The organism is Bacillus sp. ISL-46, from assembly GCF_018613205.1.
In genome coordinates this window covers 1-24698 of sequence record NZ_JAGGQR010000088.1, presented here as the reverse complement: position 1 = coordinate 24698, position 24698 = coordinate 1, and the positions used below count along the sequence as shown (strand labels likewise).

29 protein-coding genes, 1 tRNA gene, 1 rRNA gene and 4 pseudogenes are annotated in these 24698 nt (G+C 35.5%); 21 read left to right on the top strand and 14 right to left on the bottom strand.

Annotated elements, in window-relative coordinates; translation table 11 throughout:
* Window positions 1-101: 101 nt before the first annotated feature.
* The 4 genes from rrf to J7E67_RS31675 all read left to right on the top strand — a co-directional run bounded on the left by rrf (window position 102) and on the right by J7E67_RS31675 (window position 1994).
* A 5S ribosomal RNA gene (gene rrf, locus J7E67_RS28545) occupies window positions 102-218 on the top strand.
* 41 nt (window positions 219-259) lie between these two features.
* Window positions 260-333: transfer RNA gene (locus J7E67_RS28540), tRNA-Met, on the top strand.
* 977 nt (window positions 334-1310) lie between these two features.
* Window positions 1311-1706 carry a helix-turn-helix domain-containing protein gene (locus J7E67_RS28535; protein ID WP_251027066.1) on the top strand — a complete coding sequence of 132 codons (396 nt, stop codon included), beginning with the start codon at window positions 1311-1313 and terminating at the stop codon, window positions 1704-1706.
* Between the two features lie 144 nt (window positions 1707-1850).
* Window positions 1851-1994 (top strand): hypothetical protein, encoded by a 144-nt coding sequence (locus J7E67_RS31675; RefSeq protein WP_251027065.1) that lies wholly within the window; start codon window positions 1851-1853, stop codon window positions 1992-1994.
* 60 nt (window positions 1995-2054) lie between these two features.
* On the opposite strand, the gene fsa is transcribed toward J7E67_RS31675, so the two are convergent.
* Together fsa and tkt are read right to left on the bottom strand one after the other, a co-directional pair.
* The gene (gene fsa / locus J7E67_RS28525; RefSeq protein WP_214733315.1) at window positions 2055-2723 is read right to left on the bottom strand and encodes a fructose-6-phosphate aldolase; all 669 of its coding nucleotides are present in this window, start codon (window positions 2721-2723) and stop codon (window positions 2055-2057) included.
* A 17-nt stretch (window positions 2724-2740) separates the two neighbouring features.
* Complete coding sequence (tkt, locus tag J7E67_RS28520) at window positions 2741-4735, bottom strand: transketolase (protein ID WP_214733314.1); 1995 nt, start codon at window positions 4733-4735, stop codon at window positions 2741-2743.
* Between the two features lie 250 nt (window positions 4736-4985).
* Here tkt and J7E67_RS28515 point away from each other — a divergent pair, with 250 nt between their 5' ends.
* On the top strand, window positions 4986-5735 hold the full coding sequence (locus J7E67_RS28515) for a DeoR/GlpR family DNA-binding transcription regulator (protein ID WP_214713487.1): 750 nt from the start codon (window positions 4986-4988) through the stop codon (window positions 5733-5735).
* A gap of 163 nt (window positions 5736-5898) precedes the next feature.
* Here J7E67_RS28515 and J7E67_RS28510 read toward each other — a convergent pair.
* Window positions 5899-6235 (bottom strand): annotated as a pseudogene (locus tag J7E67_RS28510) (IS110 family transposase); the annotation flags it as partial.
* Between the two features lie 1246 nt (window positions 6236-7481).
* On the opposite strand from J7E67_RS28510, the gene J7E67_RS32475 reads away from it, so the two are divergent.
* The gene (locus J7E67_RS32475; protein ID WP_214733316.1) at window positions 7482-7721 is read left to right on the top strand and encodes a hypothetical protein; all 240 of its coding nucleotides are present in this window, start codon (window positions 7482-7484) and stop codon (window positions 7719-7721) included.
* Window positions 7714-7914 carry a hypothetical protein gene (locus J7E67_RS28500; protein ID WP_214733312.1) on the top strand — a complete coding sequence of 67 codons (201 nt, stop codon included), beginning with the start codon at window positions 7714-7716 and terminating at the stop codon, window positions 7912-7914. Before J7E67_RS32475 ends, J7E67_RS28500 begins: the two co-directional genes overlap by 8 nt.
* Window positions 7915-7928: 14 nt before the next feature.
* Here J7E67_RS28500 and J7E67_RS28495 read toward each other — a convergent pair whose 3' ends face one another.
* Window positions 7929-8102, bottom strand: a complete 174-nt coding sequence (locus J7E67_RS28495) for a hypothetical protein (RefSeq protein ID WP_214733311.1) — start codon at window positions 8100-8102, stop codon at window positions 7929-7931.
* 585 nt (window positions 8103-8687) lie between these two features.
* Between J7E67_RS28495 and J7E67_RS28490 the strand changes: the two genes are divergently transcribed.
* The 3 genes from J7E67_RS28490 to J7E67_RS28480 are packed head-to-tail and all read left to right on the top strand — an operon-like array spanning window position 8688 to window position 9775.
* The gene (locus tag J7E67_RS28490; protein ID WP_214733310.1) at window positions 8688-8885 is read left to right on the top strand and encodes a lysozyme family protein; all 198 of its coding nucleotides are present in this window, start codon (window positions 8688-8690) and stop codon (window positions 8883-8885) included.
* On the top strand, window positions 8866-9450 hold the full coding sequence (locus J7E67_RS28485; protein ID WP_214733309.1) for a C40 family peptidase: 585 nt from the start codon (window positions 8866-8868) through the stop codon (window positions 9448-9450). The genes J7E67_RS28490 and J7E67_RS28485 overlap by 20 nt, the downstream gene beginning before the upstream one ends.
* A 16-nt stretch (window positions 9451-9466) precedes the next feature.
* Window positions 9467-9775, top strand: coding sequence for a hypothetical protein (locus tag J7E67_RS28480; RefSeq protein ID WP_214733308.1), 309 nt, complete (start codon window positions 9467-9469; stop codon window positions 9773-9775).
* Window positions 9776-9962: 187 nt separating this feature from the next.
* On the opposite strand, the gene J7E67_RS28475 is transcribed toward J7E67_RS28480, so the two are convergent.
* A complete protein-coding gene (locus J7E67_RS28475; RefSeq protein ID WP_214733307.1) occupies window positions 9963-10325 on the bottom strand; it encodes an AIPR family protein in 363 nt (120 codons plus the stop codon).
* A gap of 645 nt (window positions 10326-10970) precedes the next feature.
* On the opposite strand from J7E67_RS28475, the pseudogene J7E67_RS28470 reads away from it, so the two are divergent.
* Window positions 10971-11324, top strand: a pseudogene (locus J7E67_RS28470) (M23 family metallopeptidase); the annotation flags it as partial.
* A gap of 128 nt (window positions 11325-11452) precedes the next feature.
* On the opposite strand, the gene J7E67_RS28465 reads toward J7E67_RS28470, so the two are convergent.
* A complete protein-coding gene (locus tag J7E67_RS28465) occupies window positions 11453-11611 on the bottom strand; it encodes a hypothetical protein (RefSeq protein WP_214733305.1) in 159 nt (52 codons plus the stop codon).
* A gap of 156 nt (window positions 11612-11767) precedes the next feature.
* Between J7E67_RS28465 and J7E67_RS28460 the strand changes: the two genes are divergently transcribed.
* From J7E67_RS28460 to J7E67_RS28430, 7 genes are all read left to right on the top strand, one after another.
* The gene (locus J7E67_RS28460) at window positions 11768-12208 is read left to right on the top strand and encodes a helix-turn-helix domain-containing protein (RefSeq protein ID WP_214733304.1); all 441 of its coding nucleotides are present in this window, start codon (window positions 11768-11770) and stop codon (window positions 12206-12208) included.
* Window positions 12209-12304: 96 nt separating this feature from the next.
* The gene (locus J7E67_RS28455) at window positions 12305-12445 is read left to right on the top strand and encodes a hypothetical protein (protein ID WP_214733303.1); all 141 of its coding nucleotides are present in this window, start codon (window positions 12305-12307) and stop codon (window positions 12443-12445) included.
* Between the two features lie 28 nt (window positions 12446-12473).
* Window positions 12474-12665, top strand: a complete 192-nt coding sequence (locus J7E67_RS28450; protein ID WP_214733302.1) for a DUF7394 family protein — start codon at window positions 12474-12476, stop codon at window positions 12663-12665.
* A 378-nt stretch (window positions 12666-13043) separates the two neighbouring features.
* A complete protein-coding gene (locus tag J7E67_RS28445; RefSeq protein WP_214733301.1) occupies window positions 13044-14297 on the top strand; it encodes a hypothetical protein in 1254 nt (417 codons plus the stop codon).
* A gap of 305 nt (window positions 14298-14602) precedes the next feature.
* Window positions 14603-16816 carry an FtsK/SpoIIIE domain-containing protein gene (locus J7E67_RS32190; RefSeq protein WP_214733300.1) on the top strand — a complete coding sequence of 738 codons (2214 nt, stop codon included), beginning with the start codon at window positions 14603-14605 and terminating at the stop codon, window positions 16814-16816.
* On the top strand, window positions 16813-17040 hold the full coding sequence (locus J7E67_RS28435; RefSeq protein ID WP_214733299.1) for a hypothetical protein: 228 nt from the start codon (window positions 16813-16815) through the stop codon (window positions 17038-17040). Before J7E67_RS32190 ends, J7E67_RS28435 begins: the two co-directional genes overlap by 4 nt.
* A gap of 183 nt (window positions 17041-17223) precedes the next feature.
* Window positions 17224-17397 (top strand): hypothetical protein, encoded by a 174-nt coding sequence (locus J7E67_RS28430; RefSeq protein WP_214733298.1) that lies wholly within the window; start codon window positions 17224-17226, stop codon window positions 17395-17397.
* 1211 nt (window positions 17398-18608) lie between these two features.
* Here J7E67_RS28430 and J7E67_RS28425 read toward each other — a convergent pair.
* Complete coding sequence (locus tag J7E67_RS28425; protein ID WP_214733297.1) at window positions 18609-18803, bottom strand: hypothetical protein; 195 nt, start codon at window positions 18801-18803, stop codon at window positions 18609-18611.
* 232 nt (window positions 18804-19035) lie between these two features.
* Here J7E67_RS28425 and J7E67_RS31665 point away from each other — a divergent pair, with 232 nt between their 5' ends.
* The 3 genes from J7E67_RS31665 (at window position 19036) to J7E67_RS28415 (ending at window position 20504) form a co-directional block, all read left to right on the top strand.
* On the top strand, window positions 19036-19128 hold the full coding sequence (locus tag J7E67_RS31665) for a putative holin-like toxin (RefSeq protein ID WP_251027064.1): 93 nt from the start codon (window positions 19036-19038) through the stop codon (window positions 19126-19128).
* 385 nt (window positions 19129-19513) lie between these two features.
* Window positions 19514-19960, top strand: a complete 447-nt coding sequence (locus J7E67_RS28420) for a helix-turn-helix transcriptional regulator (protein ID WP_214733296.1) — start codon at window positions 19514-19516, stop codon at window positions 19958-19960.
* Window positions 19935-20504: a hypothetical protein gene (locus tag J7E67_RS28415; protein ID WP_214733295.1), complete on the top strand. Its 570-nt coding sequence runs from the start codon at window positions 19935-19937 to the stop codon at window positions 20502-20504. The genes J7E67_RS28420 and J7E67_RS28415 overlap by 26 nt, the downstream gene beginning before the upstream one ends.
* A 422-nt stretch (window positions 20505-20926) precedes the next feature.
* On the opposite strand, the gene J7E67_RS28410 is transcribed toward J7E67_RS28415, so the two are convergent.
* From J7E67_RS28410 to J7E67_RS28385, 7 genes and pseudogenes are all read right to left on the bottom strand, one after another.
* Complete coding sequence (locus J7E67_RS28410) at window positions 20927-21094, bottom strand: hypothetical protein (protein ID WP_214733294.1); 168 nt, start codon at window positions 21092-21094, stop codon at window positions 20927-20929.
* A gap of 46 nt (window positions 21095-21140) precedes the next feature.
* Complete coding sequence (gene xerS, locus J7E67_RS28405) at window positions 21141-22253, bottom strand: tyrosine recombinase XerS (protein ID WP_214733293.1); 1113 nt, start codon at window positions 22251-22253, stop codon at window positions 21141-21143.
* A 171-nt stretch (window positions 22254-22424) separates the two neighbouring features.
* Window positions 22425-22586, bottom strand: a complete 162-nt coding sequence (locus tag J7E67_RS28400; protein WP_214713497.1) for a hypothetical protein — start codon at window positions 22584-22586, stop codon at window positions 22425-22427.
* Window positions 22587-22600: 14 nt separating this feature from the next.
* Window positions 22601-22895, bottom strand: a pseudogene (gene hepT / locus J7E67_RS31660) (type VII toxin-antitoxin system HepT family RNase toxin).
* A gap of 84 nt (window positions 22896-22979) precedes the next feature.
* Window positions 22980-23381 (bottom strand): annotated as a pseudogene (gene mntA / locus J7E67_RS31655) (type VII toxin-antitoxin system MntA family adenylyltransferase antitoxin); the annotation flags it as partial.
* A gap of 155 nt (window positions 23382-23536) precedes the next feature.
* Window positions 23537-23953: a type II toxin-antitoxin system death-on-curing family toxin gene (locus tag J7E67_RS28390; RefSeq protein WP_214733292.1), complete on the bottom strand. Its 417-nt coding sequence runs from the start codon at window positions 23951-23953 to the stop codon at window positions 23537-23539.
* The gene (locus J7E67_RS28385) at window positions 23950-24114 is read right to left on the bottom strand and encodes a hypothetical protein (RefSeq protein WP_214713499.1); all 165 of its coding nucleotides are present in this window, start codon (window positions 24112-24114) and stop codon (window positions 23950-23952) included. Before J7E67_RS28385 ends, J7E67_RS28390 begins: the two co-directional genes overlap by 4 nt.
* Window positions 24115-24698: the final 584 nt, after the last annotated feature.

Genomic DNA, 24698 nt, shown 5'->3' with positions numbered 1-24698 from the left:
ACTAATCGTTCGAGGACTTAACCAAATTTTAAGGCATACTCGTTTTTACAAACTTCTTCTGCATTATCTAGTTTTGAGGGAATGATACCTCAACAAAATAGTCTGGCAGCAATGGCGAGAAGGTCACACCCGTTCCCATACCGAACACGGAAGTTAAGCTTCTCAGCGCCGATGGTAGTTGGGACACGCGTCCCTGTGAGAGTAGGACGTTGCCAGGCTTTTTAATTTAATATTAAACAAACGTAATACTTTTTATTATCGCGGGGTGGAGCAGTCTGGTAGCTCGTCGGGCTCATAACCCGAAGGTCGCAGGTTCAAATCCTGCCTCCGCAATCAAGCGCATCTACTCATATAAAATACATAGAATTAGATAATTTTTATTCGCCTTAAGGAGCTATTCTTAAGGTTTTTTTTATTCCATGTTAAATAAATGGAATATTATATTAGTTATAAATTTCAAAAACGAGTACTCTAATACTTACTTGGGGTGATCTTTAATAAAATGTATTGAAATAGATAAAATCATTCTGATTGCATTTCGGATTGTTTTTTTCCTGATAAGCATCCTTGGTTTATTCCTCGTGAATCAAGAAATCTTCCTATCTTCCTATTCTTCTCCGTGGTTTACTTCCGAATAGTTCAAACATAAAACATTCTACCTTATTAAATCGAGACTATCTGTAAGAATAAGACTCTGAAAAATATACATATCGAATTTGGAAATTTATTAAATTGGACTTTGAAGTTTGATATCTGTATTAACTACAAAAGGTTATTTAAACGTATCCCAATCTCGACAATTTTTTTGCTTCAAGGATGGAAAAGTCCTTTATAAGCAAGGGATCATACCAAAACTAAACAAACGTTTGATTAACAAAGAAAAAGGGAAAAAAAGGTCGAAGAATGTAAGATTACGATGTTTTTTCTAATTTTTGAGAATTAAGAAGAAAACTACAAAAATCGCGTGACAATCTTTTTACATGCTAGGATGAAATATTCCTTTATAAGCAAGGATTCATACCGGAACTAAACAAACGTTTGATTAACAATGGAAAAGAGAAAAAAGGTCGAAGAATGTAAGATTACGATGTTTTTTTCTAATTTTTTAAGAATAAGAAAATAACTCCAAATAAATACACGGATAATTCGTGACAAATTGAAATTATAGATCTAGAACAACTTGGGGCTGCAAAAAAATTTTCTAATTTCAATATGTGCTAAATTCACATCTACTATTATATACACGCCCGGACAACGTATAGTTTATAATTCAAGTAACACCACCAAACGGTCAGCAAGGAGGGTTTGTTTTGAAGGATAATATAATAAAGGAAAAAGAGGTAAAATCACGCAACCGAGATAACTTTTTAATCAAGCAGCGTGCGTTTGTGAAGCTGTATTTGCTCTCGTGGATCGAGCAGGGGAGACCATACGGCCAAGAGATGTTGGATGATTTTTATGAAACATTTAAATATTTTAATTATAAGCCCAACCATTCTGAAGTTTACAAAGGATTACACGAACTGCTGGATGATGGAATCATCACAAGGTCTCGCATTATAAAAGAGGGGTCAAAGCGCCAAGAGCTAAAGGTATATGAAATCGCCAATAAGGATGAAGCTAGACGGTATAAGAAGCAAGTTAAAGAAGATTTAGACCGCAGCATAGGCCTTTTAAATAAAGCTGTTAGAGATAATTATGTATAAACTAATCTATGATAAATATTTTCGCAAAATTAGGCGCTCCATACGATACCTTATCGAATCTCAAGTCGACATGAGTCCGGATGAAACTGTTAATCTCATGAACCATTGAATTAAAACTTTTAGCATATCTTGATTGCAGCTATTTTGCAATTTGCCATTCAGCTATTCTTCTTTATGCATATTCGTGAGGGAGACGGACCAAGATATGTAGAGGGCTTTGAGCAATTTATGAAACGTTTTACCAACGGACTTGCAATTGAAAGAGCGGCAATTGAAAATCTTAAATAACAAATTAGGAATTAAAACCACGATAGGCATGAATTTCTCCTGTCGTGGTTTTTATTTAACTTAGTTTTTAAGAGTATTTTCCCAATCAGCAGCAAATTTTTCGATTCCTTGATTAGTAAGTGGATGTTTAGAAATTTGCTCAATGACTGAAAATGGAATCGTTGCAATATGTGCACCTGCCATTGCTACACGAGTTACATGATCCGGATGACGAACAGATGCTGCAATAATTTGTGTGTCGAAATTATGAATGCGGAACAATTCAGCTATTTTTGATACTAATTGGACACCGTCTTCGGAAATATCATCTAAGCGGCCTAAAAATGGAGATACATACGTTGCACCAGAACGAGCTGCTAATAGTGCTTGGTTTACTGTAAAGATAAGTGTGACATTTGTTTTAACGCCTTTATCAGCAAGATAACGGCAAGCCTCTAAGCCAGCTAAAGTCATAGGAAGCTTGATTGTAATTTTCTCATCTCCGCCGTTAATTTTAATAAGCTCTTCAGCTTGGGCAATCATTTCATCAGCTGTAATGGCTTCTGGAGTTACTTCAGCGGAAACAGACTCTACTTGTGGAACTGCTTGGCAGATTTCTTCAATTCGGTCTTCGAATTTTACGCCTTCCTTAGCAACTAGGGAAGGATTGGTTGTAACACCAGATAAAACGCCAATTTTATATGCCTTTTTAATATCAACAAGATTTGCAGTATCAATAAATAATTTCATCGTATATTTCCTCCATTTTAAGATTGCAGTAGACTTTTTGCAGTTCGAACAACATTTTCTGTCGTAAATCCAAATAGCTCCATGACTGCAGCGCCCGTTCCTGAAGCACCGAATGTTTCAATAGATAATACTTTCCCTTCTGATCCTACATAGCGTTCCCATCCAAGAGAGATACCCATTTCTAGTGCCACACGCTTCGTAATAGAAGCAGGGAAGACAAGCTCTTTGTATTCTTTCGGTTGACGATCGAAAAGTTCCCAGCTTGGCATTGCGACAACGCGAACCGAAACATTTTCCTTTTCAAGTTCAGCTTTCGCGTTAATGGCTAATGACACTTCTGAACCGGTAGAGATCAAAATAACCTCTGGTTGGTCATTTGTTTGCGTTAATACGTAAGCTCCTTTAGAAAGGTTGTCTAAATTGGCTTGTGTTTCTTGGAACACAGGCAGGTTTTGACGGCTTAGTACCAAGGCAACCGGACCGTCTATTTGTTGTAGTGCATAAGCCCAAGCACTTGCCGTTTCGTTTGCATCTGATGGGCGAATTACGGTTAGCCCTGGGATCGCACGAAGAGAAGCTAGCTGCTCAATTGGCTCATGAGTTGGACCATCTTCACCAACCGCAATCGAATCATGAGTAAATACATAAGTGACTGGAAGCTTTTGCAAGGATGCCAGACGAATTGATGGTCTGAGATAATCATTGAAAACAAAGAATGTGCTTACAAATGGCTTTACCCCGCCATGAAGAGCCAAACCATTGCCAGCCGCTCCCATTGCGTGTTCCCGGACACCAAAATAGATATTCCGTCCGCTAAATGATTCTACCGCGAATGCTGCGTCTTCCTTTATATCTGTCATTGTAGAATGAGAAAGATCCGCACTTCCTCCAAAAATAGAAGGAACTGATTTTACAAAATGGTTAATAGCTTCTCCGCTGGCTACACGAGTTGAAATTGTTTTACCTGTATCAAATGTCAGGATGTCTTCCGCATTAATTAAAACTTCTCCCGTGATGGCATGTTGCAGTTCCTTCGCTAATTCAGGATATGTCTCTTGATAAGACTGGAATAATGCATTCCATTGTTGTTCTTGACTAATTCCTCTTTGTTTTAGCTCTTCAAAATGGGCTTTAACTTCTTCCGGTACAAAGAAATCCTCTTCATATTGCCAGCCATATACCTGTTTTGTTGCACGAGCTTCTTCTGCTCCAAGGGGATTTCCATGTGCTTTGTTTGTTCCTGCAACTTTGGGACTTCCATAACCGATAGTGGTTCTAATTTCGATCAAGGTTGGTTGGTTTGTATTTTGTTTAGCTAATGTAATAGCTTTTGAGATTTCAGCTACATCATTGCCATCTTCTACTCGTAAATATTGCCAATGAGCAGATTCTGTTCTTTTTTGAATGTCCTCTGAAAATGAAAGGTTTAATTCACCGTCCAAAGAAATATCATTTGAGTCATATAATGCAATTAATTTTCCTAGTTTCATATGGCCGGCCATAGACATGGCCTCATAAGAGATGCCTTCCATTAGATCTCCATCGCCAACTAAAGCATATGTATAATGGTCAATTACAGGGTATACATCCCGATTGAATTTTGTAGCTAAATGCGCTTCAGCCATCGCCATTCCTACTGCATTTGCAATTCCTTGCCCTAAAGGCCCAGTTGTCGCTTCAACACCTTCTGTGTGACCAAATTCGGGATGACCAGGTGTTTTGCTATTAAGCTTTCTAAAACTTTTTAAATCTTCTAAAGATACATTGTACCCAGCTAAATGAAGCAAACTATACAACAAGCTAGATCCGTGTCCGGCAGAAAGAATAAATCGATCTCGATTAAACCATTTTGCATTTGCAGAATTATGATTTAGATGATGCGCCCATAGTGCATATGCCATTGGAGCAGCCCCCATAGGTAGGCCTGGATGACCGGAATTAGCACTATTGATCGCGTCAATAGATAAGGTGCGAATCGTATTTATAGCTAGTGTTTCAATACTATTATTCATATTTTTTTCCTCCTTTTTATTCATGTAATTTTTAAATTAGTACAAAATGTCGGTATTAGGTTTCTTGCCTCAAAGGATTTCTTGTTTTTGCATTTTAAAGCCGGTTTTTTCGTATTTAAGAATATTTTATCTTTATAAACAAGAAAAAACAAGAAGAATTTTGCCGGATTTTTTTAAAAATTGGTGAATTCAAGAAAAAATTATATAATATAAGAAAAAACATGCAAAAACACGGAGGCTGATCATTGTTATGCTAAGAAAAGAACGACAAAGCAAAATTTTACAAATACTTGAAAAAGAAGGGAAAGTCGTTGCTAAAGAATTAAGCATGAAATGGGATGTTTCCGAGGACACAATTAGACGAGATTTAAGGGAAATGGATTCATTTGGTCTTCTCAAAAGAGTACACGGCGGGGCATTTCCTGCATCTGCGAGCGCTTTAACCTTTTCTGAAAGAACGGAAGAAAATATAGATGCCAAAAAAGAATTGGCCTTAAAAGCAGTGAAGATTATTAAAGATGGACAAGTTCTTTTAATAGATGGAAGTACAACAAATCTTTTTCTTGCTCAAGAAATTCCAATGGAGTTTAAAGGGACCATTATTACGAATAGTCCCTCTATTAGTTTGGCATTATCAAAACATCCAAATACAGATATCATCCTTTTGGGTGGAACCTTTTTTAAGGAATCTTTTGTGACTGTAGGATTAGATGCAATTGAAGTGCTTAAAAATATTAGAGCCGATCTCTGTTTTTTAGGAGTGTATTCCCTGCACCCTGACTTTGGTGTCAGCATCCCTCATATAGAAGAGTCTCATGTTAAACGTCAGATGATTAAAAGTTCAAATAAAATCGCAACCCTAGTAACAAGAAGTAAACTTAATACTATTTCCAATTACTTGGTTGGTCCCGTTTCAGAACTTGATTACTTAATTACGGAAGACGGTCCACTAAGTCATAATTTAAACAAGTATATGGAATTAGGTATCGAAATTATTTAACTATAGTAGTGATTTTAAATTTGAGCTAAAGCAGCTAATAGTTTTCAACATTTTTCTATAAAAAGTTTAAAAACGTCATGATATACTAAAAATGTCCATGCCAAATAACCTTCCTTATTTCTTTTATGGGAAGGTTTTGTTGTATATAGTTAGATATTGGTTTCTAAGCTACATCTTGGAAAGTAGTTCTACGTTTTAGTAAGGCAAAATACAATGTAAGAGCTAATTTACACAGGCAATGATAGCTACTCTAAAGGGTTTTCCTTCTTTTCGTTTCTTGTCATAAAACTCTCGTAGTCTTTTATTGCGTGGAATAAGATTATCCCGATTACCCTTTGAACAGCCCATGTATAAGGTGTGGCGAATTCAGCAAGTTTCTTGGCAGAATTAAATCGATCTATCTCTCCGATTTCGGAAAAAATCCTGGCAGCGATTTTTATGTCCGGTAGCTCGTCGGGCTCATAACCCGAAGGTCGTATTTTCAAATCAAACCTCCGCAATCAAGTGAATCTAATCATAAAAAATACATAGAATTACATATTTTTCAATAGCCTTAAGGCGTTTTTCCTAAGGCTTTTTTTCATTGTTAAATTAATGGTATATTTCATTAGTTAATAAATTTCAAAAACGAGTACTTTAAAAATTACTTGGGAGGCTTTAATATATTGTATTGAAATAGATAAACACCATTCTGATAGGAGGACGGCTTATTTTTTTGCCTGATAAGCATTCTTGGTTTATTCCTCGTGAATTAAGAAATCTCCCTATCTTCTCCGTGGTTTACTTCCGAACAGTTCAAACATAAAACACTCTTCCTTATTAAATCGAAACTATTTATATGAATAAGACTTTGAAAGTTAGATATCTGTATTAACTACAAAATGCTATTTAATCGTATCCTAATCTCGACAATTTTTTTGCTTCTAGAATAGAAAAGTCCTTTATATGCAAGGGTTCATACCAAAACTAAACAAACGTTTGATTAACAAAGGAAAAGAGAAATAAGGTCGAAGAATGTAAGATTACGATGTTTTTTTCTAATTCTTGAAAATTAAGAAGAAAACTCCAAACATCGGGTGACAATCTTTTTACATGCTAGGATGAAATATTCCTTTATATGCAAGGGTTCATACCAAAACTAAACAAACGTTTGATTAACAAAGGAAAAGAGAAATAAGGTCGAAGAATGTAAGTTTACAATGTTTTTTTCTGATTTTTGAAAATTAAGAAGAAAACTCCAAACATCGGGTGACAATCTTTTTACATGCTAGGATGAAATATTTCTTTATATGCAAGGGTTCATACCAAAACTAAACAAACGTTTGATTAACAAATGAAAAGAAAAATAAGGTCGAAGAATGTAAGATTACGATGTTTTTTTAAATCTTTTAAGATTAAGAAAGTAACACCCAATAAATACACAGAAAAATCGTGACAAAATAGAAATTATAGCTCTAGAACAACTTGTGGCTGCAAAACAATTTTCTAATTTCAATATGTGCTAAATTCACATCTATTATTATATACTCCCGGACAACGCATGGTTTATAATTCAAGCAACACCACCAACAGGTCAGCAAGGAGGGTTTATTTTGAAGGATAATATAATAAAAGAAAAAGAGGTAAAATCATGCAACCTAGATAATTTTTTAATCAAGCAGCGTACGTTTGTGAAGCTGTATTTGCTCTCGTGGATCAAGCAGGGGAGACCATACGGCCAAAGATGTTGGATGATTTTTATAAAACATTAAATACTTTAATTATAAACCCAACCATTCTGAAGTTTACAAAGGATTACGCGAACTGCTGGATGATGGAATCATTACAAAGTCTCGCATTAAAAAAGAGGGGTCAAAGCGCCAAGAGCTTAAGGTATATGAAATCGCCAATAAGTATGAAGCTAGGCGGTATAAGAAGCAAGTCAAAGAAGATTTAGACCGCAGCATAGGCCTTTTAAATAAAGCAGTTAAAGATAATTATGTATAAACTAATCTATGATAAATATTTCCGCAAAATTAGGCACTCCATACGATACCTTATCGAAGCTCTAGTCGATAAGAGTCCGGATGAAGTCGTAGTTACAGACAACGGAGAAACGTTTTACATCATTAGTAAAGAAGTTTATATTAACGAACTGAATCCATTCGGTTATGAAATCGCAACAGCAGACGGAGAGTAATCTCCGTCTTTTTGTTACAACTCGATATCCTTAACGTTAACATCATATTCCTCGATAAATTCAACGATACCCACCAGTCGTTTTATTGCGTACTCCTTATCCGAACTCTCATCCGCAACCAACTCCGCAGCTAGATTCAGGACCTCCGATTTAATTCTAGATATTGTTAGTTTCGCCTCTAAGCTCATTCATTAACTGGCCTCCAATGACATCAAGTAATGTAAATAGTTAAATTTTCCTGTGTATTCACAAAATCCAACTACAGTTTAGGAATGTGTATTTAATAACTGTATTATATAGTGAGAAGTTCAGTCTTATAAGGTTTTACTTTTCTATTGTTAGGTGGAATTTGTCATTCTTTGGTGGTAATTTGTAATGTTTGGTGGCAGATTGGTGGCAATGCTTATGACTAACTTCTGACATCAAGATTTTGCTGAACTTCCCACTGCGTTAAATGTTTCACAGAGTCCCTTGCAGCATCTGTTTCTTTTTGACTTTCCATTCTTGCAAGTTTTAAAGAAAGGTGCAAAAGTCGCTGGAACCATAACCTTTCTTAAAAACCTATCACTTGGATGATTGCAGGTATTCTTCTTCTCCTCACATCTATTTTCGGTTTTGCCTTATTTATTTCCATTAGTTTAGGTGGAGAGAATCAATTTGAATCGGGGATGTCAGGAGAAGGAGCCGGAGGAACAGCGAAAGTATCAGCTGAGGTATTGCAATATGAACCCCTTATAAGGAAATAATTAGGGGAATATGGGGTTGATGAGTATGTGGGGCTTATCATGGCCCTTATCCAACAAGAGTCAGGAGGAAGACAGTTAGATGTGATGCAATCCTCCGAATCTATCGGTCTACCACCAGGAGCGATCACAGATCCCGAATTGTCTATTAAAATTGGTGTCAAATATTTTGCTGAAGTGATGAAGAAAGCCCAAGGAGACCCAAAAATTGGCGCTTCAATCTTATAACATGGGGAGTGGATTTATTCCGTTCGCTCTAGAACATGGGGGATACTCCAAAGAAGTAGCCATCCAATTTAGTCAATTGATGGCTGCCAAAAACGGTTGGCCCCGATACGGTGATGTGAATTATGTTGAACATGTGCTTCGTTATTACCATTCAGAAGATGGAAGCATTGTGGTTGTGGGGGATGGTACCCAACGTTTTGATGTAGAGGAAGTCCCTAATATTATGAAAAAGTTTCTTGGTATACCTTATGTGTGGGGTGGTAGAACACCAGCTGCAGGAGGATTTGATTGTTCGGGGCTATTAGAATATGCCTTCTCACAAGTAGGAATAGATTTACATGGGACAGCTCAATCCCAATACAACAAAACCATTCCCGTTCCTGAAGAACAAATTAAGCCTGGTGATTTGGTTTTCTTCTCAACCTACAAGCCAGGAGCTTCCCATGTTGGAATGTATGTAGGAAATGGAAAGTTCATTAATGCAAATGGCAACGGAATTTCTTATTCTTCTGTAGAAAAATGGAAGAAACTTTATCCCTTCTTAGGATTTAGACGGATTCCATAATGGGGGTGATAAGTTTATGGAACCACATCAAAAAAAAAACTACATTTTGCTAATGATTGGATTTGTTGCTGCAGTTATTATCATTATGTATGTTTTTAGTCTGCGAACACAGTTGCAAGAAGTCAGAGCAAACCAAAGAAATTATGAAGAGAAGATTGCGTCTCTATCCTCTATCCAGAACACGGACGCATTAATTAATTATTTGTTATATAAAAATGGTATGGAATTTTTGGATAATAGTTATTTGAAAGACATTGGAGTTTGGTTGAAACAAGAAGGAAACTACTCGTTCAATTTCAAAGATGGTCATACTTATATTTCATAAGCATTAATTTAATTATTCAACGAAAGGGGTCCTTTAAAGAAAGAACGTTATTAAAAGGAATAATGGCTAGGAGGAAATCTCCAGGCCATTTTTTATTACTTCCACGTGACCAATGTCTCCCTCATGATAAATAATGTGAGCGCCTTTGATACCAATAGCAGCTTTGTGCCAATAGAATACCCCTTCTTTATTCTGTAGACTGTAGCTTTAAAAGCTTTTTGCTAAAGTTTAAGGCACTGGCGACTTCACCAACGTGGTCTTTGCTAAGGCCAATTTCAAGGGTTACTTTTACAAGACTGTTCACTCGACCATGTACTTTTAACGCATGGTATGTATGACCATCATTGGCAATTCCGTCTCCTTTATTAAATGTAAGGGAATCGGAACCATCGCCATTACTGTCGCAAGAATAAACAAAGATGGTAATGCCTCCAGAATTCTTTCTTGAAAACATATGCTGTTCAGACTTAAGTGTTTTAACCATATCTTTATAGTGCGGATTCGCAAATGATAAAAACTGTCTTGGATTTGGATCAGTAGGAAGGTTCATATTTACAAAGTTATCCCCCTCTAACCATACCAACCATTTGTTTTGAACCATCAGTGTATGAATACTCCACAAATTCAGCATTTTTTAGTATGACGATATTCTCCATTACCCTTCATCTCTCCCCTTCATCAAGTTTTTACTGGAACAAAAGTAAGCACTTGCATAGGAAAAGTCAATAGGGGGAATTATTGGAAATTGCTCGCCTTTTAAAAAACATAAAAAATTATGAATTTTTCATTAGTCCATGAATATAACCAAGTATTTTACTCATAAAATTAAGAAAGGAGGTTTTTTATCACAAGAAAATTGTGAATTTACAAGGAGATCATTCTATTCTAGGAAAGAAAAAACTCGTTACTGGCTCGTTATTCGTTTGTTACTGACTCGTTACTCATCCCGCTAAGAAATCTTGTCTAACTCGTTACTAGGGTAATTACTGAGCCTTCAGTAATTACTGAAAAGCCCAGTAACGAAAAAAAAGCACCCTTTTCGTTTTCCAGTAACGAACGAAAAAATTACTTTCCTAAAAAAACAATCTATTAGAGCAGCCTATATAAAAAATCTAATAAAGGGTAGGTTAACATGTATAAAATTACATCGACTTTTTGAGCGCAAGAAACGTTTCGTTCAAAAGGGCATTCGGGTTACGATTTTGCAATGCCAGAAGGAACTCCTTTAAGAACTATTCGAGATGGAATCGTTGAGGAGGTAACGCACGACAAAGACAATATCGGAAATGGCGTATTAGTTAGGTGGGAGGATGGAAAAGTTTCGATTTATGATCATATGTCAAAAACGACTGTGAATGTTGGAGACAAAGTGCATGCAGGAGACTTATTAAGTTATTCAGGAAACTCCGGTCATGTAGTTGGCGTTAATGGAGGTTATCATCTTCATATCGGCCTCAAAGAAGGAGGAAGGTTTATCGACCCTTCCCCCTACGTCAATGATATCCAAAACATGAACGTAAAACAATATGTGCAACATGCACCCGAGTGACTCAATTGAAAATGAGCTTTATGGATTACATGCAGGCGCATATGAATGCAGTGAATCATTCATTATCCGAGCTGAATCTTCATTTTATTTCATTATTATCCCAGATAAAGTTGCATTTGATTGCATCTTTACCTGATAATATTTTGCTCATCCAGATAGTGAAGTAAGTTTGTCAATTCGCTTCTGTTCAATCCAGTTTTCTCTATGATGTAATCACTCGTATATTCTAAGCGCTCTTCCCAAGCGGATTTATAATCAGGTGTAAACCAGCTGCCAAATTGTAGCATTGACAATCAGCTCCTTATTAATTATCGTCGTTGTTTCCAATGATTTCTTCGATTTTGTCATCACGATTTTTATTAAGACTCATCATGTTTATGACCTCCTGCTACGATTATTGGTTTGTATGAATATAGTATGGAAGTTCGAAAGGAGTGATATACATGGCCAATTACAAAAAAATCACGGTTTTTTTAAATGAAGAATTTTACAAAGAAATTTTGGACATCATTGAGTACCGAAATAAGCGTGTTCAGTTTGATAAAGAGGATAAAAAAGTATCAAGTGTTGAAGAATTTGTCACCGGCAGTGTGATCCAGGTTCTGAAATGGTTAAAGGGTGAAGATTCTTTTGCTGGCATCGATGATCTGGGTAAACCTTATCGCCTTGAAAATTCATTTAAAAAAATCATGTTAGACAAAGGAATGAGGGCAAAGGATTTAGCTGAAATAACAAATATTCATGCTGGAAATATCAGCATTATCCTTAATAATCGCTCTCAACCTTCATTGGATTACTTCCTTCGAATTTGGATTGCACTAGGCTGCCCTCCCCTAAACGAATGCTTGCATCGTATTAAGGACGCGGAGCCCGAAGAAAGTTAGTTAAAAAATTACAATTTATTTTTAATCGTACAAATCCTAAAAAGAAAAAAGTAGTAATAAAATTAAAAACACTACTAAAACTGGAGGTGATTGCATATGATAACAGCTTTGATTGGTATTCAAACCACTTGCATTGTCATAGCCAGCAAATATGTAATTAAACATTTTAGGACGAAGTTGGCTAAATTAAAAGACCATTCTAAAGGCAGTGGATTCAAACATTACAAATCATTCTAAAAATTTACAACTTCTTGGAGGGAGCCATATGACTTTTATCGTCATGTCAGCGTTGAAGTTGGCAGCTGTACTGGGAACAGGAATTGGAATTTCAACTGCATTTTCATACTTCCATAATTATGAATGGAAGCCAAGCAAGAAAAAGAAAGAAAAGGGTGAATCTGATGGAGCCAAAAAAGTTGGTGAGGTTTTGCGTCAAAGAACCAGATCCGCTGATTAATTATTCTTATTCATCCCCAAACATTATAGAGGATGAAATGACTGGATATAATCAGATAAATTTTCATATCCCTACACTAGTGGAGGAGGTGAAAAAACTTCCAAAGAAAAAAATAAAGGAATACAAACGAATCGTTCAGACCTTTCTGGCAACAGCAAGCAGCTTCATGGTATTACCATTAAAATCAATGGCCAATACTTTTCCGAGCACAGGAGCTTCTACACTTCCCACGAAAGCCGAAGGCATTCCGCCAGAACTACTGGAACTTCTCTTAAAGTTACTGGTGATCTCAGTGGGGTCAGCGGTCGTATTTGCGGCCATTCTTTTGGTAGCGGCAGGGGTAAAGCGGATGCTCGGAAATCGGAAAGAGTCAAACGAATGGACTGTAGACATCATCAAAGGTCTGGTTCAAGTGATGGTAGCCGTTCCAGTCGTATTCTTGATTTATTACGTGGTAAGCCTACTTTTCAGCGGCTCCGGATGGTTTATCAGTCCATTTTAAAGAAAGTGGCTATACCGTTTACGGCAATGACTACCGCTAGTTTGACTTCTGTCTTTCATACTGCACAAGCTGCAACCGTATCCGATATGCTTTTACAGAATCAAGGAGTGTTAACTCACAACTTCAAAGGTCAAAATGATGGATTTTCCATTGTGGAAACAACTAAGACTGTGTATGCCAATATCGAATATATCACCGCAAAAATTATAGTGGCTTTGGATTGGCTAAATAATTTACCTGGATCTTTACCAAAGTTAACAGCAGATTTATTCACTAGCGTTTATCATTTTCTTTCCAAAATTGCACTTCAAACTCCTCTAATCATCTTTGATAATCCATTTATACAGAATACTTCCCTAACCTTTTCCCTACTTTCCATTTCACTTGTTACGTTCCTGCTAATTTACGAATCGTTCATGAAGATGTTGAAGAAAAAGCATACGGATTTCAAGAAAATTTTAAAGCGTTATTCCATTGCAGTAGCCGTCTCTGGTTTTGCTCCTTTTGCTTTTAACACAGGTTTTACGTTTCTGAATCAACTTTCCAATACCATTACAAAAATTGGCGGTGGAATCGATGGAGGAAATGTAAATGGATTTATCGCCGGTGAAACACTTGGGTTCTTTGATACCTTAATCGTTATTTTGTTTGATCTGACAACGATTGCCCTTTTGATTCCAGTGTGTCTCCAGGCAGGTAGAAGATGGTGGGATTTATTCTGCTTGGCAGCTATTACTCCCCTGGCTCTATCCTGTTGGGTATTTGAAAGACACGAACATTACTTTAAAACTTGGTGGAACAAAGTAAAGTCTTTGTCAATGGTCCAGCTGGTGTATTCGGTATTCATATTAATGATGGGAATTTTCATTTTCACTACCCAATCATTACAAGGCGGAATTTACACGTTGTCTATCAAGCTCCTTATAGTGTGCGGAGGGTTATATCGCCTATCCAATCCACCACGTTTTGTGAAGTCCATGACAGGTGATAAGACGGATATATTGGATTCAATCGAAGAAGGAAAAGCATCATTTAAGGCGACAAAAAGAATACTTCTCTTAAAAGATAGAAAATTTGATCCAGTGAAAAAGTTTGCTGGAAAACTAGTGAAATGGAAGAATAAGTCATGATATTAGTGAAATTAGGATTATTGGCGGTACTAGGTAAGCAATTTTATGGTGGTCTTTTGTGGGCACAACATATTCAGCATACACTGAATTCCATTAAGAGAAAGCTTATTAAAAAATGGGAGGGTTCGATATGATAACAACAACAGGATTGATATTAATTTTAAATACAACTATGGTTTTGGTGAATACCACGGTGCTACTGATTAGCGGTGCTCAGATCATGAAGGAAGTCAAGAGTAATAGATGAGTATATGTCACTAACACGGATAATGAATAAAACCCCTATAGTCAATGAGAAAACCAATGTGTATGAAATTCAAGATTATAACAACCAATTATTGAAACAAATTCTCCAGTCCAGATTCATTGAGGAAGGTGTTTACGGATTTGAGAAATATTCGATTTCGGATTATAAAGAAGAGTATTTGTTTACACCATCCTTTGACAAAAGAGAAGGAGAGTGCCTTCAAAAGGATTGGAATTTTCAAAATGAGGATGTAAAGGAAATAAATTTGTATGAATTGGTGTTAACCAAACCACTGTTTATGCCTTTGGATACCAATGCGTTTCTTGATTTGTTTAATTTAATGGATAATGTTCCGAATGCTTCAGTATTTACTCAAGTTTTGTTTTGTAAGAGACAGGATAACTGGCGGGAAACGGCCATCTCGCAATATGAAAGTTTTTTAAAGGGTAATGATCGCCCATTGGAAGGGAAATTCAGCATCAAATGGCAGGAAAGAATTTTAGGAGTTTTAACAAAACTTAATAATTATACAATTAAACGGGACCAGGTTGAGGAAATGGAGCAAAAGATTCTTCAGACCAACTATCGATTTGAATGCAGATTTGTGATGTTTGAACAAAAATACGCGAAGCAATTCGTCGCTTTTTTAGAAAATGCGCTTGTTAAATTACAACTTTTTAATGAATTCACAATTAAAAAAGTAAGTAATAAGCGGAGCTTTCTTAAGCACATTGAGAATCGACAATTCCAGGTCGATTTAGCCAATCAGATCTTATCGGAAAGTGAATTGTATAGTGTGCTTTGTGATAAAACAGCTGCTTCGGCAGTTCAGAAAGTGCTTCTGGAACAACCCACTAAACATACCAGTGTTTCCAAAACCCTTGGAGAAAGTATAGTTATACAAAAGGCCTCGAGTTTCATGCCTTATAGCACCAATAAAGTGGATGAAATCGATGAAACCAAAATTACTGCCATTAACAATGCCTTTAGAAGGGTTGGCATTGTAGATAAACCACTAGAAGTAACCGATGTATATCAGGGAGCCAGTCTTTTAAAAGTGCAAATGGAAGTCCCTCCTGAGATCACTTATACCTCTATTACGAAGAAATTGGTGGATGTACAAGGTGCAATGGGCAATAAAAACATTACCATTGAAATCGGAGAATTACCGGATACCGTTAATATTTTTATTCCGTTAGATGAACGTACACCTGTTTACTTTAACGATGTATTAGAATCAGAGGAATTCAATCAATTTAAAGAAGAAAACCTATTGCCCTTTATAATTGGTGAAAATGTAAATGGCGGGTATATCTTTGCCTGCCTAACCAAATTAAGACATCTTCTGGTATCTGGAACAACTGGAAGTGGGAAAAGCGTATTCCTTAATTTGATTATTCTTTGTTTCATTTTAAGCATTCCTCCAGAACAATTGATGTTGTATCTGATAGATCCTAAAATGGTTGAATTTTCTCAGTTTAAAGATTTTCCGCAGGTTAAATCGGTCATTACAGATATGAGAAAAGCCAATGCTATTTTAATGGCGCTAGTAGCGGAAATGGAAAGCCGGTATGAATTGTTTTCCCAAACAGGAAGCCGTGATATTCAAGGCTATAATCTAAAAAGCGAAGAAAAGTTACCTTATATTGTGTTTGTGATTGATGAATTGGCCGATCTAATGATGGTGAATAAATCAGTTGAGACCGATATTATTCGATTATGTCAAAAAGCAAGGGGCGCAGGTATTCATTTAATCCTTGCCACGCAACGTCCTTCTGTAGATGTCGTTACAGGGTTAATTAAGGCGAATATGCCATCTCGCGTTACATTTGCAGTTACTTCCGCAACGGATTCCAGAACGATTCTCGATAGGAACGGGGCAGAAAAGTTGTTGGGAAGAGGAGATGGTTTTGCCAAGATCGAAGGCGGCAAGAATGAGTTTGAACGATTCCAAGCTCCGGTTCTAACACTGGATAAGAAAGAGGAGGAAGGAATTTTTGATAAGCTTATTCATTTGTTTGATGGTGTTGTCGTGGAAGGCGAACTGGAAGAAATTAAAGAGGAAGAACCGATTGACCAGCTGAAACGATGGATTGCGAACACAGGAGAGGTCCGAGTAAATGAGTTAGCAAGATTAATAGGTTTAGGAAACAATAAGGTTCATGCCATGATGGTGGAATTAGTGAATGAAGGGTTTCTTAAGAAAGAAGGCCGAAGTTATGCCATTAATGTGGATGAAGAAGAATTGGAAAAATGGAGGGATAAGGAATGATTACTACTTTTATGACTACATTGTTAATTCCTGTTGCAACATTCTATGCCATAATCAAAGGTGTTGATTATATGTTTAAAGAGATGTCTGAAAAAGAAAAACCTATGACTGTCATTGGTTTTCAACAATGGAAAGATAGATTAGTATGGACGGAATTAGTACGCCATTGGGTTAAAAAGGGAATACAATTGTTCTCCCTGAAGAATAACTTTCGGAAACACTGATTATATCAACCTCCATTCTTGTTGGGATTTTTTATATGGAGCAGATTTCTTCACTATACCAATACTATATGCTAGACTTTGTTAAAACATAGGCGCGAAGAATAGGCAACTATGTTTTCAGGTTTTATATTGTTGGCCAAAGGGAAAAATAGTAAAGATAACTTGGAAAGAGAGGAATGAAAAATGGATGTTCCATTCACATCAAAGGAAGTCATTACTCAGATCCAGAAGTTACACAACCAAGGTAATTCTCTACGTAAAAAAGAGGTAAAACAACTTTATCCTGATTTAATGCGGAGTGCTTTGTATTACTACCCAAGTTGGCAGCATGCCATAGAAGAAAGTAACGTAGGTTAGAAAATTTAATTTCCATCAAGACATTAGAATAATATGAACTCTGATAACAAAAAGGTTTCGCTCCCCGTGAAGCCTTTTTGTTATGCTTAAAGTTCCTTTAGAGCAATACGAAAATGCGTAAGGGTGCTAGTGTTCTTGCTTAAAAGCGGTCAACGGAAACTGGCTGCTTTTTTTATTTGTGTTTCTGTTTTGACTAAATTTAGCTACAGTAGTCCAGTGAGGGAAGTCATTCATGTAATGCGGCCCAATATGGATAATGAAGAAGAATTGAGACTGTGTCCGGAAAGTAAAAGAACGTGCATCTGGTTTAGAAAGTATTCGGTCAAAAGAGAATGATAAATTATGAGAACTGTCGAAACAATCTTAGACATACTTTTTTTATTTTCCCTGAAAAAAGTCTTTGTTAAAAGGATTGAGGGTAGATTTAATCAAACGTTTGATTAATAGGACATATTAGGAAAACTTGTAGAAGAATGAAAGGTTACAGGAGAAGTTCCATCTTTCGCCTAGGGTTGCGCCTTTATAGGAAAAGAACATACTTGAGTTGACAAGGATTTTAGTAATTTAGAGGAAAAAACCTTCGTTTATAATGGTTCATTAAACATTTAATCAAACGTTTGATTAGTACTTTGATTGTTTTAACTTGTCGACCTATGGAGGTTAATATAGTAATTCGGCAGTTCGGCTATTTTTTTAAAAAAATCAATCCAAAATTTCGGCATTCTTTTTCCGCATTTTGAGATAAAAACCCTTATGTAAAAGGATTCGCAGGAAAACTAATCATACGTTTGATTAACGAGCTATTTAGGAAAATCTAATCGAAAAATGTATTTTTTTTGTTAGGGGTTAGTTTTTTAGGTAAATGATTATCAAGCCCAGGTAACAGGAGTAGTCGTGGCTACTGTCAGGCGCTTTTTATATGCAAAAAAAAGAAACCAATCCTGAAAATGGTGGCAGGTGTTGTAAACACCAAAATCCAGCCACCATTTTTATCATAAAAAACTAAATTAGGTTATTTTGTATGGTAGCGGTTATCTCCTTTACCCTTACATCATTTTCATCGATATATTTCACAATTGTGAGGAACCTTTTTATTGAATATTCCTTTTCGGATCAGTCATCTGCAATCAATTTCCCCCCAAAGTCAATCAATTGCACCTTAATTCTACCAATTGTTAATTTCGCCTCAAGTATTTCATTTACAAAAAGCCTCACATTCCAAAATAATCATCGAGGACATTTTTACTAAGTTGTTTTAGAGCTTTTTTTATCTTCATAACTGTTTCCAGTTTAGGTCGATATGATTGTTCGTTACAGAAATTCCAATAAGGAGGTGGTTTCAATGTTGGTTCATGTTCAGGCATAAAGAAACCTTGCCATCTGATTTTACCTCGATCTCTTATCATGACACTTGTCTCCTATGTTCTTTCTTATATCACGGGAACATTCTCATTTGTTTTTTCGAGTGGGAAGCATGGGTGTTCCATTGCACCGTGGAAAGGGTGATGAAACTTTTACACCGGTAGGTTATAACAAAAAATAAATGATAAAGGTATAGGCATCTTTTTTTATTTTTCTATCCTTGGTATGGGACAAACTTGGATCTGGGAAGGATAGGGGTAAGGAGGCGATTTATGAATGGCTACATTCGAAGTTCTGTCCTTGATGCTTAGTTTTGGCATGTTTGTAATCGCTGTTTTGAACTTTCACGATAAAGATAAGAATCCTTGAACACGCTGTAAAGGCGTGTTTTTTTTTTGTCCCATATACATCGGTAGGAGAGGTTATTTTTAGAAAGAAGATGATCAAGTTCAAATATTGGCGGCATCACTACGGTCTGAAAAGGAAGCAAAAGACGCTTCCCATCATTCCGTACGTGTCGCGTCGGCACTAAATGGATCGGGAGGGTCTAACCGATATGGAAATTTTACCTTCCTAGGTTAGACCCATTTTAAAGGTGTTTCCGAATCTTGCTCAGTTGAATCAGTAGTAGCCGTATCTTGTGCCAACGGAATAACATAAATAATATTTTTAATATTTCAAATAATTTAAACGATTGACATAATACCCCTATAGGTGTAAATTACACATATAGAAGAATTAAGGAGATAATCCAATGGCAAAAGATAGCGCCAATCAAACCATTCAACCATCAAAGAGTTTTGTTCTGCCTTTTATATTATTCATTCTTAGTAGAATGTCACTTCATGGATACGAGCTATTTCAAAAGCTTGAAACATTTGGGTTTCATACGATTGATCAAGGAAGCTTATATCGGCTCCTTCGTCAACTTGAAAAGGAAAACCTTGTTTCATCTGATTGGGATACTACGGGAAATGGTCCGGCAAAGCGATGTTACAAAATCACAGAGGTAGGCGTTACATACTTAAAGGGATATGCAAATCAATTAGAAACCTACCAATCAATGTTAGATCAATTCTTCACAACGTATTCTAATTTACTAGAGCTCTATATCCCTTCATTTAAAAGGAAGGATCCAATAGAGAAAGGCACCAATGACAAGAGGAGGAATGAAAATGAGTACAACGACAAAAAAAAGTGAGCAAGTAAAGAGAGCTGCTGTAGTTAAGGAAGAAGGTTATCAAGTCATGCCTTTTGTAGACACAATATGGAATCAATTCGCGCTATCGTTAGATTGGGCAAAGGAACTACAAGAAAGTGGAGAAGAAGCTTATCTAAAGACTGTAAAAGAAACGATTAAGTTCAATAAAGACTTTAGAAATTCTTTTTTAAATCTTTTTCAAGAATCTAAAAGGACCAACAGTGAAATCGTTGATAGTGTAAGCGCCCTTTATAAAAAAAATGATGCCTTACAGATTGATTTTCCAGAGCTTACAGACCAATTTCGAGATGCATCTGATCGTGTAGAGAATCTAGCGTTAACTCCAATTAAATTATCTTTTGATCTAATGGATCGATTTGATAATAACCTTGTGGAAAATAGTGAGAATTATGTACACTATGTAAGAGAGCGTCGTAACGACTTGCTAAAAGTTACAAGTGATTATGTAGAAATTGCAAAAAACAACCATAAAAACATCTTTTCCATGATCGAGAAAAGTGTAAAAGTACATGTAAATAATTAATAAGGATAAATCATTAAGATTCATCCTTAAAAATAGTAAAGAGACAATCGTTCGGGCGATTGTCTCTTTTTTAAATTCAAAATCTATTACTTGGATTATAGTTTAAAAATTTTAACGATAAAACAGTCACTGAGCTATCTGCTTGAACTATGACCTATAAAATGGACCTTCTTAAAAAAACCTTATAGCTTAAGCAGCTAACAGGTATTGCGATCTGTATGTCAAACAGGCTTCTGCGTCGTATAATAGGCATAGGGAGTCAAGCTCTTTTCTATTCTTGATTGTGTTTGTTTCGTCACTTACATTATACAAGAATTTGGGGGGTACTCTTTTTTCATGCCTTGAAACGCTTGGGAGACAAGTGATTAGAATTGTGAAATTCATTCAGTTATAAGATTAAATAACTTTATTGTCACTTTTCATTAACTCCAATTTTGTTGGATCAATTTTATCAGTTTTCCATATTCCTTAAGACTCTTTTTATATTGACCTGTAAAAATATCTAGATCATGAGTAAATTTAAAGAAGACCAAGCGATACTCTCTTCCGCCTGTTCCAACGGTAAAATAGCATAAACTCGGCGTTTTCATGGTTTGACGTCCCAGAGAGGTTTCGAACCTCCGAACTACAGTTTAGTCATCGGTTCTCTCTACGTTTATCTAGAGATTCCGCAGCAAGTCTTGCTTTTTCTCTAGTGGTATTTATATAAAGCAAAGAAATATCGGAAGAAGTATGTCCGAGTTGGGACATAATCAAAGGAATATCACCATTAGTTTGTTCTGCCAGGTTCGTAGCATATGTATGCCTCAGTTTATGGGGGGACATCCTTTTGTCAAACGCCTTAGTGTATTTGTAAACAATGTCTTCAATGGCTCGATTAGTTAGTGGTTTAGGTTCATTATTGTATAACTTAACATATACAAACTCATTTTCCTCGTTTCTAGCTTTATATCTTTCATTTCTAATGGAAAGATAGTTTTGCAGGTCGTGCATGCTTGAAGGGGTGACAGATACTGTATCTTTTTTATTTCCTTTCCGTATTACACTGATCTCTTTTGAGGAAAAATCAATATCCTTAATCCTTAAATTTGATAATTCATTTACCCGTATTCCAGTTCCTAAAAAAAGGGAGAGGATACTAATATTTCGTTCTCTATCACGTTTAAAATATTTAAGTTGAGAAGGGGAGAGGGAACTCTCATATTCACCCTTTATATAATCTAAGAATTCTAGATCCTTATCTCCAATAAAAATCTTATCCGTTAGTTGTTTAGCTCGCTCATTAAAAGTCTGTTTTACTTTGGTTACTTCAATTTTTTGCATAACATTCCTGTGGAAATAGGGTTCATTATTTGCTACTTCCGCTTCGATTGTTAGGTATTTAAACAAGGAGCGGAGGGAGGACTTATGCCGGTTTACTGTCTTAGCATCAATTTGTTTCGTTTCATCATCCGTTTGTGATACTTTATATTTTTTCCTCGACAAAAACTTAAAATAATTCCTGGCTTCATCCAGAGAAAGAGTTGCTAGTGTATCTGTTGGGATATCCTTAATTTGATCACACTTTACAATTCCTTCATTTATTAACCAATGAAAGAAATCACGAAAATCTCTAACGTAATTAAAGAGCGTAAGGGGGGAGCGGATGTCTTGTTTAGCATCAACGTATTCCACCACGTAACTAGGCATTTCTCTGAGCAAGATTTCTAATTGTTTTTCGTACCTTTCATGTTGTTTGGAAATTGCCATAAAAAACACCTCAGTAAAATATATTATACATACATTATAGAACTAATGTTCGTATAATACAATTTTTACGAATTGTTGTTAACATAATAATATTATGAAGTACTTTATTTAATTCTTACTCTTTCAGGTAAATAATCTACCAATAAAATCAGAAATGTTGTTATTTCACTTTTATTGTTTAACCGGAACCTTTACGTATTGAAGGTCTTGAGAAAGAGAAGCCTTTAGGCGGTCAATCTCAGCTTCAGCTGCTTCTATAGATTCGAAAACTTCATCAATGCTCATTGCTTCTTTGTTTGTTTTTTTATTAAACACTCTAATTTTATATTTCATAAAAGACTCCTTCCTTAATGTTTTAGGACTTGCTTAGTAAAATCAGTAAAATCATCTAAATGTTTTTCAACAATTTGCTCTAAAATACTTAAGTTAATAGTTTGGTCGGAATCCGACCATCGCCTTTAATCGTTTTGCTATTTCCTTATCAATTATTGAACTGGATTCAAGCATATCAAAAGTATCACGACTGGTTTGTGGTAATCCTAGCCGTTGTTGAGCTACAATATGCATAGCCAGATCAATACAGGCTTCACAGGCACGTTGTATATTTAGATTAATGGAGTCTTGTTTTGTATAATCTTTCAAGTTTTCTGGGTTTTGATCATATACAACGAGAATTCTTTTTTTGCTGCGCTCAATAACGCTTTTCTTATTTAAAATAACATCATTTTCATAGATAGTCCCGCTTGCATCTACATTTTCTATAATTAATTTACGTTCTTCATTTAACTTTGCGTACATACTTAAAGCTGTCATCTCAATATTCATCCTTAATGTTTCATCATTGGAGAAAATCACTTTTCCAGTTGAAAAGATTTGTGCTTAGAAGACTGTAGATGCATGGGTTAAATCGACTAAGTCGACATCTATTTTGAGAATATCCGCCAGCTCTTGGGCTAACATAAAAACTTCATAGGATGTAAGATTTCGCTCTTTATTATAAAAAGCTATATCAATGTCACTTTCTTTATGTGTTGTACCATTAGCAAAGGAACCAAAGACAATGATAAAGGAGGGATTGATTTTACTGATTAAGAATTCTTGAGCTTTCTCGAGAATGTTATTTGTGATAGGGATCACCCCAAGTGGATTATATTGTATATTATACCAAACATTTGATCTTGATACAATTATTCGTAAAATTAGTATTATACGAATAGTAAAGGGTTTCTATGAAAATAAAAATGGTTACCTGTTCCCTTTATAAAAAGATAAACAAGTAACCATTATACATCTAAGTCATTTTCATAATCATATATCTCAGAATATTTTTCTAGCCACATTTCAACATCTTCAAGTATTGGGCGAGATTTTTTATCAGCAATCTCTATACATTTATTGAATAGTTCTTCATTGCCAACAATAATTCTATATCCGTTTAAATTTAAAAATGTACTGGCAGCTAAATAACCTGATCTTTTATTACCATCCTTAAAGCAATGATTTATTGTAATAAAATACATATAAACAGCAGCTTTTTGAAACAACCTTGGATAGTATTCAAAATCTCCAAATCCCTCTTGTGGCATAGCAACTTTAGCTTCAATACAACCCTTGTCATAGTCTTGTAATCCACCATAACGTTCTAACGCTAAATCGTGTATATCTATTATATCTTCATAAGTTAAATATTCAAATTTCAATTCTTACTCAACTTTTTTAGAGCTTCATCATTACGATCACATGCTTTATTTGCCAGAGCTAGAATTTTTCGTTTACGTGCATTCTTTTGCATTTCTTTCAGCTCCTTTTCAGTATATGCTACATTCATTGCCATTTCTATGTCTTCCTCCTTATTGCACATACAATCACCTCTTAATACCATGTTAAACAGGTTTAATATGTGATGTATATATAAACTTTATACTAAATTCAAACAATTTTCAAGGGAGATTAGTATAAAATGGCGTATAGTGTCATATAATATATATTTTTGTTAATTCAAAAAACGAATTTAAGAATCATTTAAATAAATAGCCTATAATCCAAAATTATGATTTAACGCGAAGTTTAATATTTTGGTGGTCAAAATGTGGTCAAAAGTGCTTTATTACAATGGCTCTGTTAAACGATAATGTTGAGATTTAAGCTATAAAAAAATAGACCATCAAAATGTTAAATATATATAAGGACAATTAGTTACCTAAATATAAAGCCTGTATCTTAGATTACCAAGTAATCATTGATACAGGCTTTTTTTAAACATAGTCCTTATTGAACTCCCTCAGTTTAATACGATTTTCTCACGAATACTCGCTTATTCGCAGGATTTCATAACCCTTAATATGGATTTAACGATTAAATGAAATGAGTTCAGATCATTATGGCTCCGTGAAGGCATAGTGAAATAAAGGAGTATTACAAAACTCCACATTTTACCATATGATG